Here is an 18,507-nt window from a genome sequence, read left to right as displayed (position 1 = left end):
AAGGTTAACGCCGCCACCAAGCACAAGCTCCACGACGGGTTCAACCGCCGAGCGCCGCCGGGCTTGGCTAGGACGCGGAAAAAGGCCATGTGCCCGGGCATGAACACGTCCGCCTCCTCCGTGCGCCTGGTCGACAAGACCCTGGCGCCGCGCTTCGCCCTGCTGTGCCTGGGCATCTGGCTGAACGCGGCCGACACCCTGGTGACGGCGACGATCATGCCCAGCGTCGCCAACGAGATCGGCGGCTACCAGTATTTCGGTTGGTCGGTGGCGGCCTATCTGACCGGCTCGATCGTCGCCGGGGCGTGCTCGGGCAAGCTCTCCATGGCGCTGGGCCTGCGCACCGCCACAGCCCTGACGGGCCTGGTCTACGCCGTCGGCTGCGCGATGAGCGCCCTGGCGCCGGAGTTCATCACCTTCATCCTCGGACGGCTGATCCAGGGCCTGGGCGCGGGCGCCGTCGTGGCCCTGTGCTACGTCGCCATCACCGCCCTCTTCCCCGAAAGCCTCTGGCCGCGCGTCTATGGCGCCGTGGCCGGAGTGTGGGGCGCGGCGACCCTGCTGGGTCCGCTGCTCGGCGGCCTGTTCGCCGCCGCCGGCTTCTGGCGCGGGGCGTTCTGGCTGTTCGTGGTCCAGGCGATCCTCTTCGTCGGCGCGGTCATGATCATGCTGCCGGCCGAAAAGAGCGACAAAGGTCAGAGCCGGATTCCCAGCCTGCAACTCTTCCTGCTGGTCGTCGGCGTCAGCCTGATCGGCGCGGCGGGCGTTGTCGCTTCGCCCCGCTGGGCCATCGGCCTGGCGATCGCCGGCGTCATCGGCATGGCCGCCATGCTGGCCGCCAACGCCCGCACCCACGACCGCCTGCTGCCGAGGACGGCGGCCGACCTGCGCAGCGCCACGGGCCTGGGCCTGCTGACGATCTTCGCCTGTGAAACTGCGGTGATCGGCTTCACCGTCTATGGCCCGGCCTTCATCCAGGTCATCCACCACGCCTCGCCCCTGACCGCGGGCTATGTCACCGGCGCCATCGCGGCCGGCTGGACGCTGTGCGCCATGCTGGTCGGCCATACGCCGGCCGACAAGGACGGCCAACTCGTCCGCCTCGGGGCCGGGGTGATCCTGCTGGGCGCGATCCTGTCGGCCTGGGCCGTGCCGCGCGGAACCTTGATCGAGATCGCTCTGGCCTTCGCCGTGCTGGGCGCCGGCTTTGGCCTCTGCCACGCCTTCATCGCCCGCCGCGCCATCGCCGCCGTCCCGGCCGAGGAACAGGCCACGGCCTCCGGCGCCGTCCCCACCGCCCAGCTGATCGGCGGCGCGGCGGGCTCGGCCGGCGCCGGCGCGATGGCCAACGTCCTCGGCTTCGGCCACGGGGTAGACCTGGCGCTGGCCCCGACCAACGGGCTGATCCTGTTCGGCGCTTTCCTGCCGCTGGCCGTGGTTGGGTTCGCGGCGGCTTGGCGGCTGGGACGGAGCTAAGCCCGCTCCAGCGCCGTCGCTTCCACCAGCTTCACCACGTCGCCCATGATCTGCGTGATCTTGAAGTCCTTGGGCGTGTAGATCCGCGCCACGCCCATCTGCTTGAGGATCAGGGCGTCCTCGGGCGGGATGATGCCGCCGGCCACCACGGGGATGTCGCCCAGACCCTCGGCGCGCATCACGCGGATAACTTCCTGCACCAGATCGAGGTGCGAGCCCGACAGGATCGACAGGCCCACCACGTGGGCGCGGCTTTCCTTGGCGCGGCGGACGATCTCCTCCGGGGTCGAACGGATACCGTCATAGACCACCTCCATCCCGCAGGCGCGGGCGCGGGTGGCGATCTGTTCGGCGCCGTTGGAGTGGCCGTCCAGGCCGGGCTTGCCGACGAGGTAGGTCAGGGTGCGGCCCAGCAGTTCCGACACTCGTTCGACCTCGGCCTTCACCGCCTCGACGTCCTCGGCCTCACCGGTGGAGACCACCACCGCCACGCCGGTCGGGCCGCGATATTCGCCGAACACCTCGCGCAGGGCGCCGGCCCATTCGCCGGTGGTGACCCCGGCCTTGGCGGCGACGATGGAGGGCTCCATGACGTTGCGGCCGTCGCGGGCTGCGGCTTTCAGGTCGGCGAGCGCCGCCTGCGCCGCGCCGTCGTCGCGCGCCTCGCGCCAGGCCTTCAGGCGGGCGACGACATCGGCCTCCAGGCGCGGGTCGACCGTCTCGATCGAGCTCTCGCCCGCCGACAGCGGCGAGACCTCGGTGTCGGTCCAGCGGTTGACGCCGACCACGGTCAGGTCGCCGGTCTCGACCGAGCGCACCCGTTTGGCGTTCGAGCCCACAAGCTCGGTCTTCATGTAGTCGATAGCGTTCTGCGCCCCGCCCATGGCGTCGATCTTGGCCAGCTGCTCCAGCGCGCCTTTCGACAGCTCGGCGACCTTGGCCTCGACCACGTGGGAGCCGTCGAACAGGTCTTCGTACTCGAGGAGGTCAGTCTCGTAGGCCAGCACCTGCTGCAGCCGCAGCGACCACTGCTGGTCGAACGGACGCGGCAGGCCCAGGGCCTCGTTCCAGGCCGGCAGTTGCAGGGCGCGACAGCGGGCGTCCTTGCTGAGCGTCACCGCCAGGGCCTCGATGAGAATGCGGTAGACGTTGTTCTCGGGCTGTTGCTCGGTCAGGCCTAGGCTGTTCACCTGCACCCCGTAGCGGAAGCGGCGAGCCTTCTTGTCCTGCACGCCGTAGCGCTCCAGCAGGATCTGGTCCCACAGCCGGGTGAACGACCGCATCTTGCACAGTTCGGTGACGAACCGCACGCCGGCATTGACGAAGAAGCTGATCCGCGAGGCGACGATCTCGAAGTCCTCGTCGGGGACCTGGCCGCCGGCCTTGACGGTGTCGAGCACCGAGATGGCGGTGGCCAGGGCGAAGGCCAGCTCCTGCTCCGGCGTCGCTCCCGCCTCCTGCAGGTGGTAGCTGCAGACGTTCATCGGGTTCCACTTGGGAACCTCGCGATAGCACCAGGCGATCATGTCGCCGATCAGCCGCAGGCTCGGACCCGGCGGGAAGATGTAGGTGCCGCGCGACAGATATTCCTTGATCAGATCATTCTGCGTCGTGCCCTGCAGCAAGGCCCGATCCGCCCCCTGCTCGTCGGCCAGGGCCACATACATCGCCAGCAGCCAGGCGGCCGGGGCGTTGATGGTCATGGAGGTGTTCATCTTCTCCAGCGGGATCTCGCTGAAGAGCTGGCACATGTCGCCCAGGTGGCTGATCGGCACCCCGACCTTGCCGACCTCGCCCCGCGCCAGGATGTGGTCGGGGTCGTAGCCGGTCTGGGTGGGCAGGTCGAAGGCCACCGACAGCCCCGTCTGGCCCTTGGAGAGATTGGCGCGATACAGCGCGTTCGACTTCTCCGCCGTCGAGTGGCCGGCATAGGTGCGGAAGATCCACGGCGCATCGGGCGCGTGCTGGTAAGGCGTCGAGGACATGGCGGGCTCCCGGGCGGCTCTGGCGGCCTTGCTTACCGGTGATCATGAGCCGGGATTTGCTGCGACGCAATATGGCGTTCGCGGGTGCGGAAGGAGGTGCCTGGGCTCAAATTCTCGATAAGGGAGAATTTGAAATATATACAACTATGCCGCTTTTAATCTCATAGGGGATCGGCCATGGTCGCCTTAGGGGAGGACGGCATGGCTCAATCGACATCGCATCTGGCGCTGCCGCGTCGCGGCTTTCTGATCGGCGCCTCGGGGCTGATGCTCGCGGGACAGGCGGCGGTCGCCGCGCCCCGCGCCTGGCGCGAGCATCATCGCCCCAAGGGCGACGGCGCTTCCCCGACCGACTGGAGTCAGCTGGCCAAGGCCCTTCGCAACGGTCAGCTGCTGCGCCCCGACGACCCCGACTTCCACGCCATCGTCCAGCCCAACAACCTCCGCTACGATGACGTACTCCCGCAGGGCGTGGCCCGATGCGGGTCCGCCGCCGACGTCGCGGCCGCCATCGCCTGGGCGCGCGAGCACCACGTGCCGCTGGTCACGCGCGGCGGCGGCCATTCCTATGCCGGCTACTCCACCACCCGCGGCCTGATGCTCGAGACGAGCCTGATGAGTCGCGCCGCCTACGACCCGGCGCGGGGCGTGCTGCGGGTCGGGGCCGGTGCGCGCAACCGCGACCTCTACCGCCTGCTAGGCCAGCACGGCCGGGCCATGACCCACGGCCGCTGCCCGTCGGTGGGCGCGGCCGGCTTCCTGCTGGGCGGCGGCATCGGCTTCAACATGCGCGCCCACGGGCTGGGCGGCGACCAGGTGCTGGGCTCGGAGATCGTGCTGTCGGACGCGCGCCTGCGCCGGGCCTCGCCCAAGGCCCAGGACAAGCTGGACCGCGACCTGCACTGGGCCAGCCAGGGCGGGGGCGGCGGCAATTTCGGCGTCACGACGTCGTTCGACCTGCAGACCTTCGACGTCCGTGGCCAGCGCGTCACCGTCTTCGACCTGAAGTGGGCGCGCGATCCCGACACGCCCTGCAAGGTCCCGGTCGAGCGGCTGGGGGCCCAGCTGATGGCGGCTCTGGACGCCGCGCCGCCCAGCCTGGGCTCGCGCGTTTCCTTCGAGGCGGTCAAGGCCGCCGAGCTGGACAATGGTTTCGACGTCAATATCAGCGTGCTGGGCCAGTACGCCGGCCCGCGCGCCGAGCTGGACGCCATTCTGGCCCCGGTTGTGGCCCTGTGCCCGCCCAACGCCGGCCGGGGAATCCAGGAATTCCACTACTGGCCGGCCCAGGCGTTCCTGCACGAGGACGGCGACACCACCTGGTACCAGGAGCGCTCGGCCTTCGTGACCAGAGCGTTCGGCGAGGACGACCTGGGCGCGGCGCTGCAATACCTGCGGGCCAAGCCGCCGGTTAGCGGCTATTGCGACCTGCGGTTCTTCCAGACCGGCGGGGCGGTCAACACGCCGGGCGCGCGCGACACCGCCTTCGTCCACCGCGACAGCCGCTGGCTGATGGTGGTCGGGCTCTACTGGGACCAGAACGACCAGGAGGACGCGCGGCGCATGGCCCGCGCCCACGCCTGGCAGGACGCTTTCTACGCCCGCATGCGGCCGCTGGCCGGCGGCGGCGCCTATCAGAACTTCACCGACCCATCCCTGGCCGACTACCGGCAGGCCTATTACGGCCTGAACCTTGAGCGCCTGGCCGACATCAAGCGTCACGCCGACCCGGCCGACCTCTTCCGCTTCCCGCAATCGATCTGACCCCCACGAAAGGCCGTCGCATGCGCTCGCGCACCTTCCTCCTGCTGGGCGTCGCTGTCCTGGCGATCACCGCCGCCGGGGCCGTCCCCAACACCGCCCAGGCCGCCGACAAGACGCAGGCCAAGGCGCTGGCCCCCAAGATCCAGGGCGTCCAGGCCGGCTCGGCCGCCGACCGGTCCTTCGCCAACCCGCCGGCCGAGCGGCCCGAAGCCGAGGTTCCGGCCGCGACGCCGCCGCGCCTGACCCAGGGGGTCGCCCCGCCCAGCGTGGGATCCGCGCTGAAGGCGGCCGACAGCTATGTCGATCCGCGCGACACCATCCAGTACCGCTTCCAGATCCGCTTCACCGACGGCGAGATCTACAACCCGTGGACCCTCAGCAACGACAAGGTGCGGCTGCGGTCCTATCGCGGCGCGCAGGTCGATCCGAAGACGCCGTTCCTGGCCCCGACCATCACCATGCGCCCGGGCCAGACCGTCCGCATCAGCCTGGCCAACCAGCTGTTCGACCTGGGTCCCGACGGCAAGCCGCTGCCGCCCAAGCCCTGCGTCCACGACGACGTCAACGTCCCGCACTGCTTCAACGAGACCAACCTGCACTCGCACGGCCTGTGGGTTTCGCCGACCGGCAACAGCGACAATGTGCTGATCTCGATCAATCCGGGCGTCACCTTCGACTACGAGTACAACGTCCCGGCCGACCACGCGGCGGGCACCTTTTGGTATCACCCGCACAAGCACGGCTCGACGGCGCTGCAGGTGTCCAGCGGCATGGACGGCGCGCTGATCATCAAGGACGACCGCGTGCCGACCGCCGTCACGCCGGGCGACATCGACATCCTGCTGACCGACGCCGACAACCGCGCCATCGCCGACAAGGTGCTGCTGTTCCAGCAGGTGCAGTACGCCTGCTTCGACAAGGACGGGAAGATCCAGACCACCGACGGCAAGCAGCCCTGGGTCTGCTATCCGGGCCAGGTCGGCGAGATCCGCGACTACAAGCAGCAGTTCGCGCCCAGCGCCAACTGGATCAATTCCGGCCGCTTCACCTCGATCAACGGCGTCGTCCAGCCGATGATCGGCGGCCTGAAGGCGGGCCGCTTCGAACGCTGGCGGCTGATCCACGGCGGGGTGCGCGAAGCGGTCGACTTCTCGATCTTCCCGCTGAAGGCGGGCGCGCCGGACTTCCGAACGGTGAAGGCCGCCGACCAGGCCGCGTGGATGGCCAAGTACTGCGAAACGGCCCGGCCCGTGCCGCTGTTCGAGATCGCGCTGGACGGCCTGACCCGCCAGGCCGTGCGCCGCGCCGCCGACACGCGGCTGCAGCCCGGCTACCGCGCCGACCTGGTGGTCAACTTCCCGGCTGGTGGCCGCTACTGCGTGGTCGACGCCGCCGCCCCCGCCGCGGGCAGCCCGTCGCAGTTGCCCGAGGCCGCCCGCGTGCTGGCCATCGCCGAGGTCGAGGACGATCCGTCCGTCCAGGGCCTCGATACGGAGAAGGCGCTGCGTGACATGATGGTCGCCGCCGCCAAGCGCAACATCCCGGCCGGGCCGACGCAGGACAAGGTCATCGCCGACCTGGCCAGCCTGACCCTGTCGGCCTTCGTCTGGCATAAGACGATCGACAAGGCCGAGCTGAACGCCCCGGACCAGGAGCTGGTGTTCAACATCGTCCAGACGCCCAAGACCACCCGCTTCGAGGTCAATGGCGAGCCCTACGACCCGGCCCGCGTCGACCGCAAGCTGAAGCTGGGCGACGTGCAGGAGTGGCATCTGACCTCGGACACCGCCAGCCACCCGTTCCACATCCACGTCAATCCGTTCCAGGTCGTGTCGGTGAAGACCAAGGCGGGCGTGGACGTGACCGATCCAAAGGGCGGGTCCTTCGATCCCGACTATGCCGGGATGATCGACCAGTGGAAGGACACCCTGTTCGTCAAGCCGGGCCTGATCGTCACCACCCGCACCCGCTACGAGCGCTACATCGGCGAGTTCGTCCTGCACTGTCACATCCTGGACCACGAGGACCAAGGCATGATGCAGAACGTCTCGATCGGCATCCCGGACGGCTTCGGCGGCATCGCCAGCGCCCATGCGCCGGCGGCGAAGCACGAGCACTAGAACGGGTCAGACCGGGTCAGCGTCCCTCGAACACCGCCGCCCGCTTGCCCATGAACGCCGCCCGCGCCTCGGCGTGGTCGGCGGTGGCGGCCAGGCCGGGGGTCTCGGCTTCCGTGGTCGAGACGCCAGAGGCCACGCGCTTGGTCGCCTCGATGGCCAGCGGCGCGCGGGAGGCGATGATGCGGGCCATGGCCAAGGCGGCGTCCAGCAGGGCGTCCGCCGGATGGACCTCCGCCACCGCGCCGTCCGCCAGGGCCCGCGCCGCGTCGAACGGCGCGCCGGTCAGCAGGTGCGGCTTGGCGCGGCTCTCGCCGATCAGCCGCGTCAGGCGTTCGGCCGAGGCGGTCAGACCCATCCGCACCGCTGAGCAGGCGAAGCTGGCGCGGTCGCTAGCCAGGCGGACGTCGGCGGCCAGGGCCAGTTCCAGCCCGCCGCCGATGCACCAGCCGTCGACCGCCGCGATCACCGGGACGCGGCAGGCGGCGACGCGATCGCACATAGCCAGGAAGTGCAGGATCGCCGCCGTCTGGGTCGGGACATCGCGCGACAGGGACTCGGCCAAGTCGTCGCCCGTGCAGAACGCGCCATTGCGGCCGGTCAGGACCACCACCCGCACCGCGCTGTCCGCCTCGATCGCCGCGAAGGCCTCCAGCAGCCGCGCCCGCTCGGCCATGGCCAGGACGTTGGCGGGGGCGGTGTCCAGTTCGACGAGGGCGATGGTGGGCTGCGGATGCGACAGGTGGATCATGGCCGCCAGCGTGGCCCGCCACGCCATGGCGGGCAACCTTCCCTTCCGCCATGCTGCGACGCACAAGATTCTCCTTGCCAGTTTCAAACAGTTGTCTCAGCCTCGCTTCCCAGACCCGAAAACAAGCGGGCGCATAGCCGAGTTTGGCCTCCACGCGTTGTTGCAGCGCGGAAGGACGCTAGAGAAACGGGGAGTTGCATGACGGTCGAGACGACGCCGGTCCTGAAGGACCTCTACGAGATCGGCGAGATCCCGCCGGCCTTTCACGTGCCCAAGACCATGTACGCCTGGAGCATCCGCAAGGAGCGCCACGGCAAGCCGACCCAGGCCATGCAGGTCGAGGTGGTCCCCACCTGGGAGATCGGCGAGGACGAGGTGCTGGTCCTCGTAATGGCCGCCGGCGTCAACTACAACGGCGTCTGGGCCGCGCTGGGCGAACCGATCAGCCCGCTCGACGGCCACAAGCAGCCCTTCCATGTCGCCGGCAGCGACGCCTCGGGCATCGTCTGGAAGGTCGGCGCCAAGGTGAAGCGCTGGAAGCAGGGAGACGAGGTCGTCATCCACTGCAATCAGGACGACGGCGACGACGAGGAGTGCAACGGCGGCGACCCGATGTTCTCGTCCAGCCAGCGGATCTGGGGCTATGAGACGCCGGACGGCAGCTTCGCCCAGTTCTGCCGGGTGCAGTCGCGCCAGCTGCTGCCGCGCCCCAAGCACCTGACCTGGGAAGAGGCCGCCTGCTACACCCTGACCCTGGCCACCGCCTACCGGATGCTGTTCGGCCACAAGCCGCATGAGCTGAAGCCCGGCCAGAACGTCCTGGTCTGGGGCGCGTCGGGCGGCCTCGGCGTCTTCGCCGTGCAGCTGGCCGCTGTGGCCGGCGCCAACGCCATCGGCGTGGTCAGCGACGACGACAAGCGCGAGTTCGTGCTGTCGATGGGCGCCAAGGCGGTGCTGAACCGCAAGGAATTCAACTGCTGGGGCCAGCTGCCCAAGGTCAACGGCCCCGAGTTCACCGACTACATGAAGGAGAGCCGCAAGTTCGGGAAGGCGATCTGGCAGATCACCGGCAACCGCGACGTGGACCTGGTGTTCGAGCACCCCGGCGAGGCGACGTTCCCGGTCTCGGTGTTCGTGGTCAAGCGCGGCGGCATGGTCGCCATCTGCGCCGGGACCTCGGGCTTCAACCTGACCATGGACGCCCGCTTCCTGTGGATGCGCCAGAAACGAGTGCAGGGCAGCCACTTCGCCAACCTGATGCAGGCCAGCGCCGCCAACCAACTGGTCATCGACCGCCGCGTCGACCCGTGCCTGTCGGAAGTCTTCCCCTGGAACGACATCCCCGCCGCCCACGAGAAGATGCTGGCCAACCAGCACCTGCCCGGGAACATGGCCGTGCTGGTCTGCGCCCAGCGGCCGGGCCTGCGGACGTTCGAAGAAGTGCAGGAGCTGAGCGAGGGGTAGCCTCAGGGCTCCCCAACGGCGCCATTGCCAGTCGCGCCCGCCCGACGCACAGTCGCCTCCAACAAGTGTTTGGCCAGAGAGCCTGGGGAGTGCGTGATGGGTGTCGGGGGTAAGGTCGCGCTGACGGCCGTGGGTCTGGTCCTGGCGTTGACGGCCGTGGTCGCGGTGCGGACCGTCACCTTCAAGGCGCCGGCCGTGGTCGATCCGGCCAGCGTCAAGCTGGCCGCCGCACGGCCGCTGGACGTCAACAAGGTCGCCGGCCATCTGGCGGAAGCCGTCCGCTTCCAGACCATCAGCCACCAGGACAGGGCCGAGGACCAGCCGGCCGAGTGGGACAAGCTGCACGCCTGGCTGCAGGCGACCTACCCCGAGGCCCACAAGGCCATGACCCGCGAGGTCGTGGCCGAGCACACCCTGGTCTACACTTGGCCCGGCTCGAACCCCGCCCTGCCGCCGATCGTGCTGATGGCCCACCAGGACGTGGTGCCGGTGACGCCGGGCAGCGAGGGCGCCTGGACCCATCCGCCGTTCGACGGCGTGGTCGCCGACGGCGCGGTCTGGGGCCGGGGCTCGATCGACGACAAGGGCTCGCTGGTCACCCTGTTCGAGGCCATCGACGCGGTGGCCGCCAGCGGCTTCAAGCCCGTGCGCACCGTCATCGTGGTTAGCGGCCATGACGAGGAGGTGCGCGGCGTCGGGGCCCGCGCCGCCGCGGCGCTGCTGAAATCCCGCAATATCAAGGCCCAGTTCGTGCTGGACGAGGGCATGGCCGTGGTCGCCGACCATCCCGTCACCGGCAAGCCCGCCGCCATCATCGGCACGGCCGAGAAGGGCTATGGCACGATGAAGGTCGTGGCCCCGGCCGTGGGCGGCCACTCTTCGGCGCCGCCGGCCGATGGTGGCGGCGTGGTGACCCTGGCCAAGGCCGTGCAGGCCATCGACGCACACCAGGCCCCGATGAAGTTCCAGGGCCCGGGCGCCGACATGCTGAAGGCCATCGCCCCGCACGCTTCGCCCGTGGTCAAGGTCTTCGCGGCCAACACCTGGCTGTTCGCGCCGCTGCTGGTGAAGGTCACGGCCAAGACGCCTGCGGGCGCGGCCATGCTGCACACCACCATCGCGCCGACCATGCTGAAGGGCTCGCCGAAGGAGAACGTCCTACCGCAAGACGCCACCGCCTGGATCAACTACCGCATCGCGCCGGGCGACAGCTCGACCAAGGTGATGGCGCGGGCCAAGGACGCCGTGGGCAAGCTGCCGGTCGAACTGTCGTGGACCAAGACCGACGAGCCCTCGCCGATCTCCTCGACCAGTTCGGACGCCTGGAAGACCCTGGCGGGCCTGGCCGCCGACGAGAGCAAGGCCCCGGTCGTGCCGGGCCTGGTCACGGCGGGCACCGACAGCCGTTACCTGACCGGCGTGGCCAGCGACGTCTACCGCTTCCAGCCGCTGGTGCTGAAGGTCGACGAGACCAAGATCATCCACGGCACCGACGAACACATCAGCCTGGACAATGTCGGGCGAATGGTGCGCTTCTATCAGCGCCTGGTGGAGACCGCCGCGTCGCGGTGACGTCTTCTTCGGGCGCTGGCGTGTTCGGGGGAACGCGGTCGGGGGACTTGGCGGGGGCAACCCGCCCACAACTTTGGCTGTCGCTTTCCCGAGCCTGAGTACGGCTGTCGCATTGGCGTGCGACATCGCGCCTTCGATCGCAGCGTCCACCCAACCGCTAGAAGCGCCCCATGCCCGCCGACGACGTTCCGCTCCTGAAAGCCAAGCCGACGGCCAAACCGCCGATCGACAAGTTCGGCGAAGGCTTCGTCTGGGACGCCTGGTACGTCGCCGCCCTGTCGCCCGACCTCAAGCCGGGCAAGATGGAGAAGCGCGAATATCTCGGCGAGCCCGTCCTGCTGGGCCGCACCCGGTCGGGCGAGGTCTACGCCATCCGCGACATCTGTCCCCATCGCGCCGCCGCCCTGTCGGCCGGCCGGGTGCATCGCGAGGCCGACGGGACCGACAGCGTCGAGTGCCCCTATCACGGCTGGCGCTTCGGGCCGGACGGCGCCTGCAAGGCGATCCCGTCCCTGACCGCCGACAGCGACTTCGACATCTCCAAGGTGCGGGTGCGCAAGTATCCGACGGTCGAACAGCAGGGCATGATCTGGATCTGGATGTCGTCGGATCCGCGCTTCGACGGCCAGCCGCCGGAGCCGCCGCCGATCATTCCGGGCGTCGTGGGCGGCAAGCCCAAGCTGGTCGACCATCTGGACTACGACATCCACATCGACCACGCCGTGCTGGGCCTGATCGACCCGGCCCACGGGCCGTTCGTGCATCAGCAATGGTGGTGGCGGACCAAGACCAGCCAGCACGAGAAGAAGAAGACCTTCAGCCCGTCCGAGGCCGGCTTCACCATGGTGCGGCACGAGCCGTCCAAGAACTCCAAGGCCTACGCCATCCTGGGCGGCGAGCCGCTGACGGAGATCACCTTCCGCCTGCCGGGCCTGCGCTGGGAGCACGTGACGGTCGGCGACAAGCAGGTGCTGGCGCTGTCGGCCATGACCCCGATCAACGCCCACAAGACCCGCATGAACCAGATCATGTGGTCGGATCACTGGGCGTTCACGGCGCTCTATCCAATCATCCGCGTGGCGGCGCGGGCTTTCCTGCGCCAGGACGGCGCCATCGTCGCGGCCCAGACGCCGGGGCTGCGCCAGAACCCGCCGCTGATGTGGGTGGGCGACGCCGACCAGCAGGCCCGCTGGTACCACCAGTGCAAGCGGGAGTGGGCGGCGAGCCGGAAAGAGGGCCGGGCGTTCGTCAATCCGGTGAAGGATCAGACCCTGCGGTGGCGGACTTAGGCCAAAACCACCGTCATTCCCGCCCTTGTGGCGGGAACCCCTGGTTCAGCTGACAGGTGAGACGCAAGCGACGTGCTGAGCACGTCGCCCCTCCCGCACCTGCGGCGGATAAAGGGGTTCCCGCCACAAGGGCGGGAATGACGAACGAGAGGAGGGCTTGGAAATGGCGCTGAGTCTGACGATCTACCGCACCCGCCTCCTCACCAGCCTCCGCACCCTGCCCTCTCGGCGCGGCTGGATGTTCTGCCTCGCCGCCTCCGCCGCCACCCTGGCGCTGATGATGGTCATCGGCTTCGTCACCGGCCTCTATCGGCTCCAGCCGACCGAACCGGGTCTGGCCCTGCGGATGCTGGTGGTCTTCTTCATCCCCGCCCTCGGCGAGGAAATCCCCTTCCGGGGCCTGCTGACGCCCGGCCCCAAGGAGAGCGCCCGCCCGAGGCTGGAGATCGCCGTCTCCACCGGCCTCTACACGCTATGGCATGTCGTCGAGGCGGTCACCTTCCTGAAGTCCGCCGCCTCGGTTTTCCTGCGCCCGGACTTCCTGCTGTGCTGCGCCGTGCTGGGCCTGGGCTGCGCGATGATGAAGCGCCGGACCGGCTCGATCTGGCCAGCGGTGATCCTGCACTGGGCGCTGGTGGTGATCTGGCAGACCTGGCTGGGCGGGGTCAGCGCCCTATCCTAACGCTCACGAAAAAGCCCGTCCGGTCATGGGGGCGACCGAACGGGCTCTCTTCGCAGGCGCGGCCAGAGGGACGGAGCGGACGCGCCCCGAAACTCAGACCTCTTTAGGCGCGGTAGACGTAGGCGCTGCTGACGTAGCCGACGCCGACGCCGTCCTGGCCGACCAGGATCCACTTGCCGTCGCCGGTGCGGCCCAGGGCCTGGAAGGTCTCACCCGAGGCGACCGCGCCCAGACGTTCACCGCGAGTCGAGGCGGCGGCGCGCAGGTTCAGGGTCGAACGGGCGACGTACTTGCCCTTGGTCGCGATCAGCGGAGCGGCCTGAACGGTCTGGGCGTAGCGATAGCCGCCCGACTTGTAGATGCCGCCGACCTCCTGGGCCGCGTCCTTCTTCTGCATGCCGCAGCCGACCGCCGAGCCGGCGCCCGCGCCGACCACGGCGCCGATGGCCGTGCCCGTGCCGCGATCGCCCTTGCCGGCGATCTGGTTGCCGGCGACCGCGCCCAGCAGGCCGCCCAGGACCGCGCCGACCTCCTGCTTGGAGCCCGAGGCCTTGCAGCCGACGACGCCGGCGCTGGCTTGCGGAGCGGCGGCCAGCGACAGCGTGGCGGCGGCGGCGCCCAGGGTCAGGGCGATGGTCTTGATCTTCGTGTTGATGGTCATGGTCTCTTGTCCCTTTTGAAAGTGTCCGGGGTCAGCAACCCCGTGAGACAGACCATGACAGGGCCAAGCTGAACGGTTGCGCGGACAGCTTCAGCAGATTTCGTTCATGTTGAAAAAAGTTCGAGGACGCGGCTTGGCGCGCCCGTGGCGGACATCCGCGAGCGGTGCTACAGGCCCGCCCGCGATGACCTAGACATTCGAGAAAGCGGGCGATGATTCAACCGGGCGCGACGTTCAAGGACAACCTTCTGCAGTTGCCGCCCATCGACGGCGTTCAGCGCATCGACCTGATCGACGCCCAGGGCGCCGTGGTCGCCAGCATCGAGAACCAGCCGGGCAAGCACGGCTCGGTGGCCGTCTATCAATATCTGAAGCAAACCTTCGGCGGCCTGGACGCCACAGCGGCCGAACACGGTCTGGTCGTGTTCGCCGAGCACACGGCGGATGCGCGCGAGCGCCCTGGCGCGCATCCGAATGTCGACCGCCTGCTGGCGATCGCCGGCGGCGGCGCTTCGCTGGATATCGAAGTCGTCGCCGTCGGCGGCTGAGTCGGCTTAAGCCCCCAAGGCGTAGGGTCCGCTCTTGTCCAGCGCCGCCTTCCAGGCCGGCCGCGCGTGCATCCGCTCGATCCAGGCCGCCATGTGCGGGTATTCCGGCAGCTTGCCCATGGCCTTGGCGACCTCGGGCACGAAGCTCATCTGGATGTCGGCGCCGGTCAGGGCTTCGCCAACGAAGAACTCGCGCCCGGCCAGATGCTGGTCGACGAACGCCAGGTGGTTGGCGATCTCGCCCTGGATGCGCGGGTGCAGCGGCGCGCCGGCCTCGCCCAGGCGGCCGACATACATGTTGAGCATCAGCGGCAGCATGGCCGAGCCCTCGGCATAGTGCAGCCACTGCTGGTAGCGGTCGTAGTCGGCGCTGGCCGGATCGGGGGCCAGGCGACCCTCAGCATGGCGGCGGATGACATAGTCGATGATCGCGCCGGACTCGATGATGGTGAGATCTCCGTCCACGATCACCGGCGACTTGCCCAGCGGATGGATGGCGGTCAGCGACGGCGGCGCCAGGCGGGTCTTGGGATCGCGGGTGTGGAAGACGATCTCGTAGGGGAGGTTCAGTTCCTCCAGCAGCCACAGGATCCGCTGCGACCGCGACTCGTTGAGATGGTGAACCGTGAGCATGCTTCTTCCCTATTCGTGATTTTGCGCTGCACTGCGGCATTGCTCGCAGATGCGAAAGGAGCCACAGTAAAAGAAAACAACTGTTTGGCCCAAGAACACTTGTTTGGCCGAGGGGAGCAAGCATGACGCACACGGCAAGCCTGACCGAGACCCTGGTCCTCCCGGGATTGACCGGCCTTCTGCGCGAGGCCGCCGACGCGGCCCAGCTTTTCGTGGCCGAGGCCAAGCCCGCCGTACTGGCCCACATCGCGCCTGAGGGGGGCAAGATCGACCGCAAGCTGGCCGACCTCCACCAGCACCGCGTCCACGGCTACGGCTGGTACGCCGCCTATGCCGAGCTGCTGAACCAGGTCGCCGGCTGGGCCGAGCGGCTACAAGACGAAGGTCGTTTCGGCGAGATCGAGGCCCTGCTGGCCCAGCTGCTGTTCTCCGAATACTGCGCCCAACTAGTGGGCGGCGTGCCGATGAACCAGGGCGAGATCGTCCGCCCAGCCCATCTGGTCGAGGACCGCGCGGTGCTGAACCGGCTCTATTCCAACGGCCTGATGAAGCTGATGGTCGAGGGCGGCACCCAGGCCGTGAAGACCCGCATCGCCCAGCGCCTGGCCGAGGCGCGCGGTCGCCCGACGCTGGAGCAGACGGGCCTCGAGGAAACCTTCGAGATGATCCGCGACCAGTTCCACGCCTTCGCCGAGGAAAAGGTCACCCCCTTCGCCCACGAGTGGCACCTGAAAGACGAGCTGATCCCGATCGAGCTGGTGGAAGAGCTTGGCGCGCTGGGCGTGTTCGGCCTGACCATCCCCGAGGAATATGGCGGCAGCGGCATGGGCAAGACCGCCATGTGCGTGGTCTCCGAAGAGCTGTCGCGCGCCTGGATCGGCGTCGGCTCGCTGGCAACCCGCTCGGAGATCGCCGGCGAACTGATCCTGACCGGCGGCACCGACGCTCAAAAGGAATACTGGCTGCCGAAGATCGCCAGCGCCGAGATCCTGCCGACGGCCGTCTTCACCGAGCCGAACACGGGCTCTGACCTCGGCGCCCTGCGCACCCGCGCCGTGCTGGATGGCGGGAACTACGTCGTGACCGGCAACAAGACCTGGATCACCCACGCCGCCCGCGCCGACGTCATGACCCTGCTGGTGCGCACCGACCCGGCCACCACCGACTATCGCGGCCTCTCGATGCTGCTGGCCCCCAAGCCGCGCGGCACGGACGAGGCCCCCTTCCCCGCCGACGGCATGACGGGCGGCGAGATCGGGGTGATCGGCTATCGCGGCATGAAGGAATACGAGCTGGGCTTCGACGGCTTCACGGTGCCGGCGGAGAATCTGCTGGGCGGCGCGCCCGGCCATGGGTTTAAACAGTTGATGGCCACCTTCGAGAGCGCCCGCATCCAGACCGCCGCCCGCGCCGTGGGCGTCGCGCAAGCCGCGCTGGAGACCGGCCTCGGCTACGCCCTGGACCGCCAGCAGTTCGGCCAGGCGATCTTCGACTTCCCGCGCGTGCACAACAAGCTGGCCATGATGGCCGCCGAGATCATGGGTGTGCGCCAGTTGACCTATTACGCCGCCCGCCAGAAGGACGAAGACAAGCGCTGCGATCTCGAGGCCGGCATGGCCAAGCTGATCGCCGCGCGCGTGGCCTGGGCGGCGGCGGACAACGCCTTGCAGATCCACGGCGGCAACGGCTTCGCCATGGAATATGTGGCCAGCCGCCTGCTGGCCGACGCGCGGATCCTCAACATCTTCGAGGGCGCGGGCGAGATCCAGGCCCAGGTGATCGCGCGCCGGCTGCTGGATGCTGGGAACTGAGGCTTAGCACCCTTGCCGCCTCCACGAGCATCAGCTTAGCGTGCCTGCCTCACGCCGAAGGACCGCCCATGCTCGCCACGACCCGCCGCACCGCCCTTGTCTCGGCTCTCGCCACCGGCGGCCTGGCGGCGTTCGGCAACAGGGCCTTCGCCCAGGACACCGGCGCGGTCGGCGCGGCGGTCGACAGGTTCGCCCAGGAGGTGATGGCGGCCTTCCCCGACCAGCCGGGCCTGGGCGTCACGGTGGTCGAGAACGGCAAGGTCACCCTGGCCAAGGGCTATGGCGTCAAGCGCCTGGGGGCTCCCGACAAGGTCGACGAGAACACCGCCTTCGGCATCGCCTCCAACACCAAGGCCATGACCGCCGCCCTGATCGCCATGCTGGTCGAGGAAGGCAAGCTGGCCTGGGACGCGCCGGTCACCCAGTACATGCCGTCGTTCCAGATGAGCGATCCGGTGGTCACCAAGTTGATGACCGTCCGCGACCTCCTCGTCCACCGCAGCGGCCTGACCCTGGGCGCCGGCGACCTGATGATCTGGCCCTCCCCCACCCACACCCGCGCCGACATCGTGGCAGGGCTGAAGTACCTGCCGATCGGCGGGCAGTTCCGGGGCGGCTACGCCTATGACAACGTCCTCTATGTCGCCGCCGGCGCGTTGATCGAGACGGTCACCGGCCAGAAGTGGGAAGAGGTCATCCAGACCCGGATCTTCCAGCCGCTGGCCATGAACGACACCGTCTCCAGCCCGGCCCTGGTCGACCGCGCCCACCGGGCCGAGCCGCACTGCCGCCTGGGTCCGCCGGTGCGGGGCCTCGGCCCCCAGACCGTCCTGCCGTTCGACGGCAGTTTTGATGCGGCGGGTCCGGCCGGCGGGGTCAATTCCACGCCCAAGGACATTGCCCAATGGATGATGGTCCAGCTGGGCCTTGGCCTCTCGCCCAATGGCAAACGCCTGTGGAGCGAGGCCTCGGCCAAGGAGATGTGGAAGCCCCAGACCATCACCAGCTCAAGCGATGGTCCGACCACGGAGAACCCGGCGCGTCCGTCGATCCAGGCCTACGCCCTGGGCTGGTTCGTGCAGGACCATCGCGGCGAGCGGCTGCTTTGGCACACCGGGGGCCTGGCCGGCTTCATCTCCTATACGGGTCTGCTGCCGGGACGGAAGTCCGGCATCATGGTGATGACCAACGCCGAGGAGAACCCGGTGCTGCGGTCGCTGCGCTATGGCGGCCCGGACCGCCTGCAAGGCCATAGCGATTTCGACTGGATCGCCTCGTCCAAGCGCGTCCAGGCCCAGGCCGACGCCGATACGATCCGGGACGCGGCCAAGGCCACCACGCCCTCGTCGGGCGCCAAGCCCAGCCTGCCGCTGGCCGCCTATGCCGGCGTCTATCGCGATCCCTGGTACGGCACGGTGACGATCAAGATGGTCGGGAAAGGCAAGACCCAGGGCCTTCACGTGGCCTTCGACAAGACCCCGCTGCTCAAGGGCAAGCTGGAGGTCTTCGACGGCGAGACCTTCAAGACGGTGTTCGACGACCGCACCCAGGAGGACGCCTTCTTCAGCTTCGACCTGAGGGACGGCAAGGTGGTTTCGGCCCTGGTGCGCGCGGTCTCGCCGCTGGCCGACTTCAGCTTCGACTATCAGGACCTGAGGCTGACCAAGGAAGGCTAAAGGCCCCCCTGGCCGCTTCAGGACGGACCATCACCGCTGAGAGCTTCGCCGACCCGCGCGACGACATCCTCCGGCGTC

General features: G+C 68.9%; 14 protein-coding genes and 1 pseudogene. 10 read left to right on the top strand and 5 right to left on the bottom strand.

Going from position 1 to position 18,507, the window contains the following annotated elements; genetic code table 11:
• The first annotated feature begins 99 nt into the window (after positions 1-99).
• Positions 100-1,476 (top strand): MFS transporter, encoded by a 1,377-nt coding sequence (locus tag CSW62_RS03105; RefSeq protein ID WP_099575739.1) that lies wholly within the window; start codon positions 100-102, stop codon positions 1,474-1,476.
• Here CSW62_RS03105 and CSW62_RS03100 read toward each other — a convergent pair.
• A complete protein-coding gene (locus CSW62_RS03100; RefSeq protein ID WP_099575738.1) occupies positions 1,473-3,461 on the bottom strand; it encodes a protein meaA in 1,989 nt (662 codons plus the stop codon). The two genes, CSW62_RS03105 and CSW62_RS03100, sit on opposite strands and share 4 nt — an antisense overlap.
• A 201-nt stretch (positions 3,462-3,662) precedes the next feature.
• Between CSW62_RS03100 and CSW62_RS03095 the strand changes: the two genes are divergently transcribed.
• A complete protein-coding gene (locus CSW62_RS03095; protein ID WP_099575737.1) occupies positions 3,663-5,225 on the top strand; it encodes an FAD-binding oxidoreductase in 1,563 nt (520 codons plus the stop codon).
• Between the two features lie 20 nt (positions 5,226-5,245).
• Positions 5,246-7,345, top strand: a complete 2,100-nt coding sequence (locus CSW62_RS03090) for a multicopper oxidase family protein (RefSeq protein WP_099575736.1) — start codon at positions 5,246-5,248, stop codon at positions 7,343-7,345.
• A gap of 16 nt (positions 7,346-7,361) precedes the next feature.
• Here CSW62_RS03090 and CSW62_RS03085 read toward each other — a convergent pair whose 3' ends face one another.
• A complete protein-coding gene (locus tag CSW62_RS03085; protein WP_099582154.1) occupies positions 7,362-8,093 on the bottom strand; it encodes an enoyl-CoA hydratase/isomerase family protein in 732 nt (243 codons plus the stop codon).
• A 198-nt stretch (positions 8,094-8,291) separates the two neighbouring features.
• On the opposite strand from CSW62_RS03085, the gene ccrA reads away from it, so the two are divergent.
• From ccrA to CSW62_RS03070, 3 genes are all read left to right on the top strand, one after another.
• Positions 8,292-9,557 (top strand): crotonyl-CoA carboxylase/reductase, encoded by a 1,266-nt coding sequence (gene ccrA, locus CSW62_RS03080; RefSeq protein WP_099575735.1) that lies wholly within the window; start codon positions 8,292-8,294, stop codon positions 9,555-9,557.
• A gap of 96 nt (positions 9,558-9,653) precedes the next feature.
• Positions 9,654-11,129 carry a M20 family peptidase gene (locus tag CSW62_RS03075; protein WP_099575734.1) on the top strand — a complete coding sequence of 492 codons (1,476 nt, stop codon included), beginning with the start codon at positions 9,654-9,656 and terminating at the stop codon, positions 11,127-11,129.
• 170 nt (positions 11,130-11,299) lie between these two features.
• Positions 11,300-12,418 (top strand): aromatic ring-hydroxylating dioxygenase subunit alpha, encoded by a 1,119-nt coding sequence (locus tag CSW62_RS03070; RefSeq protein ID WP_099575733.1) that lies wholly within the window; start codon positions 11,300-11,302, stop codon positions 12,416-12,418.
• Positions 12,419-12,429: 11 nt separating this feature from the next.
• On the opposite strand, the pseudogene CSW62_RS27370 reads toward CSW62_RS03070, so the two are convergent.
• A pseudogene (locus tag CSW62_RS27370) lies at positions 12,430-12,601 on the bottom strand (hypothetical protein); the annotation flags it as partial.
• On the opposite strand from CSW62_RS27370, the gene CSW62_RS03065 reads away from it, so the two are divergent.
• On the top strand, positions 12,582-13,100 hold the full coding sequence (locus CSW62_RS03065; protein ID WP_099575732.1) for a type II CAAX prenyl endopeptidase Rce1 family protein: 519 nt from the start codon (positions 12,582-12,584) through the stop codon (positions 13,098-13,100). The pseudogene CSW62_RS27370 and the gene CSW62_RS03065 overlap by 20 nt on opposite strands.
• 103 nt (positions 13,101-13,203) lie before the next feature.
• On the opposite strand, the gene CSW62_RS03060 is transcribed toward CSW62_RS03065, so the two are convergent.
• Positions 13,204-13,761 carry an SH3 domain-containing protein gene (locus CSW62_RS03060; RefSeq protein WP_099575731.1) on the bottom strand — a complete coding sequence of 186 codons (558 nt, stop codon included), beginning with the start codon at positions 13,759-13,761 and terminating at the stop codon, positions 13,204-13,206.
• A 212-nt stretch (positions 13,762-13,973) separates the two neighbouring features.
• Here CSW62_RS03060 and CSW62_RS03055 point away from each other — a divergent pair, with 212 nt between their 5' ends.
• Positions 13,974-14,309 (top strand): DUF2322 family protein, encoded by a 336-nt coding sequence (locus tag CSW62_RS03055; protein WP_099575730.1) that lies wholly within the window; start codon positions 13,974-13,976, stop codon positions 14,307-14,309.
• 6 nt (positions 14,310-14,315) lie between these two features.
• Here CSW62_RS03055 and CSW62_RS03050 read toward each other — a convergent pair whose 3' ends face one another.
• Positions 14,316-14,942, bottom strand: a complete 627-nt coding sequence (locus CSW62_RS03050; RefSeq protein ID WP_099575729.1) for a glutathione S-transferase family protein — start codon at positions 14,940-14,942, stop codon at positions 14,316-14,318.
• A gap of 122 nt (positions 14,943-15,064) precedes the next feature.
• Between CSW62_RS03050 and CSW62_RS03045 the strand changes: the two genes are divergently transcribed.
• Entirely contained in the window at positions 15,065-16,753 is a 1,689-nt protein-coding gene (locus CSW62_RS03045; protein ID WP_099575728.1) for an acyl-CoA dehydrogenase family protein, read from the top strand.
• 68 nt (positions 16,754-16,821) lie between these two features.
• Positions 16,822-18,429 (top strand): serine hydrolase, encoded by a 1,608-nt coding sequence (locus CSW62_RS03040; protein WP_099575727.1) that lies wholly within the window; start codon positions 16,822-16,824, stop codon positions 18,427-18,429.
• Positions 18,430-18,507 lie beyond the last annotated feature (78 nt).

This window comes from Caulobacter sp. FWC2 (genome assembly GCF_002742625.1).
Lineage (GTDB): Bacteria > Pseudomonadota > Alphaproteobacteria > Caulobacterales > Caulobacteraceae > Caulobacter.
This window is presented reverse-complemented; position numbering and strand designations above follow the sequence as displayed.

Excerpts from the sequence above, each read along its gene's own strand:
- CSW62_RS03050 (WP_099575729.1), bottom strand. The coding sequence starts at position 14,942 with ATGCTCACGGTTCACCATCTCAACGAGTCGCGGTCGCAGCGGATCCTG.
- CSW62_RS03095 (WP_099575737.1), top strand. The coding sequence starts at position 3,663 with ATGGCTCAATCGACATCGCATCTGGCGCTGCCGCGTCGCGGCTTTCTG.
- ccrA (WP_099575735.1), top strand. The coding sequence starts at position 8,292 with ATGACGGTCGAGACGACGCCGGTCCTGAAGGACCTCTACGAGATCGGC.
- CSW62_RS03040 (WP_099575727.1), top strand. The coding sequence starts at position 16,822 with ATGCTCGCCACGACCCGCCGCACCGCCCTTGTCTCGGCTCTCGCCACC.
- CSW62_RS03055 (WP_099575730.1), top strand. The coding sequence starts at position 13,974 with ATGATTCAACCGGGCGCGACGTTCAAGGACAACCTTCTGCAGTTGCCG.
- CSW62_RS03075 (WP_099575734.1), top strand. The coding sequence starts at position 9,654 with ATGGGTGTCGGGGGTAAGGTCGCGCTGACGGCCGTGGGTCTGGTCCTG.
- CSW62_RS03105 (WP_099575739.1), top strand. The coding sequence starts at position 100 with ATGAACACGTCCGCCTCCTCCGTGCGCCTGGTCGACAAGACCCTGGCG.
- CSW62_RS03085 (WP_099582154.1), bottom strand. The coding sequence starts at position 8,093 with ATGATCCACCTGTCGCATCCGCAGCCCACCATCGCCCTCGTCGAACTG.
- CSW62_RS03070 (WP_099575733.1), top strand. The coding sequence starts at position 11,300 with ATGCCCGCCGACGACGTTCCGCTCCTGAAAGCCAAGCCGACGGCCAAA.
- CSW62_RS03045 (WP_099575728.1), top strand. The coding sequence starts at position 15,065 with ATGACGCACACGGCAAGCCTGACCGAGACCCTGGTCCTCCCGGGATTG.
- CSW62_RS03065 (WP_099575732.1), top strand. The coding sequence starts at position 12,582 with ATGGCGCTGAGTCTGACGATCTACCGCACCCGCCTCCTCACCAGCCTC.
- CSW62_RS03060 (WP_099575731.1), bottom strand. The coding sequence starts at position 13,761 with ATGACCATCAACACGAAGATCAAGACCATCGCCCTGACCCTGGGCGCC.
- CSW62_RS03100 (WP_099575738.1), bottom strand. The coding sequence starts at position 3,461 with ATGTCCTCGACGCCTTACCAGCACGCGCCCGATGCGCCGTGGATCTTC.
- CSW62_RS03090 (WP_099575736.1), top strand. The coding sequence starts at position 5,246 with ATGCGCTCGCGCACCTTCCTCCTGCTGGGCGTCGCTGTCCTGGCGATC.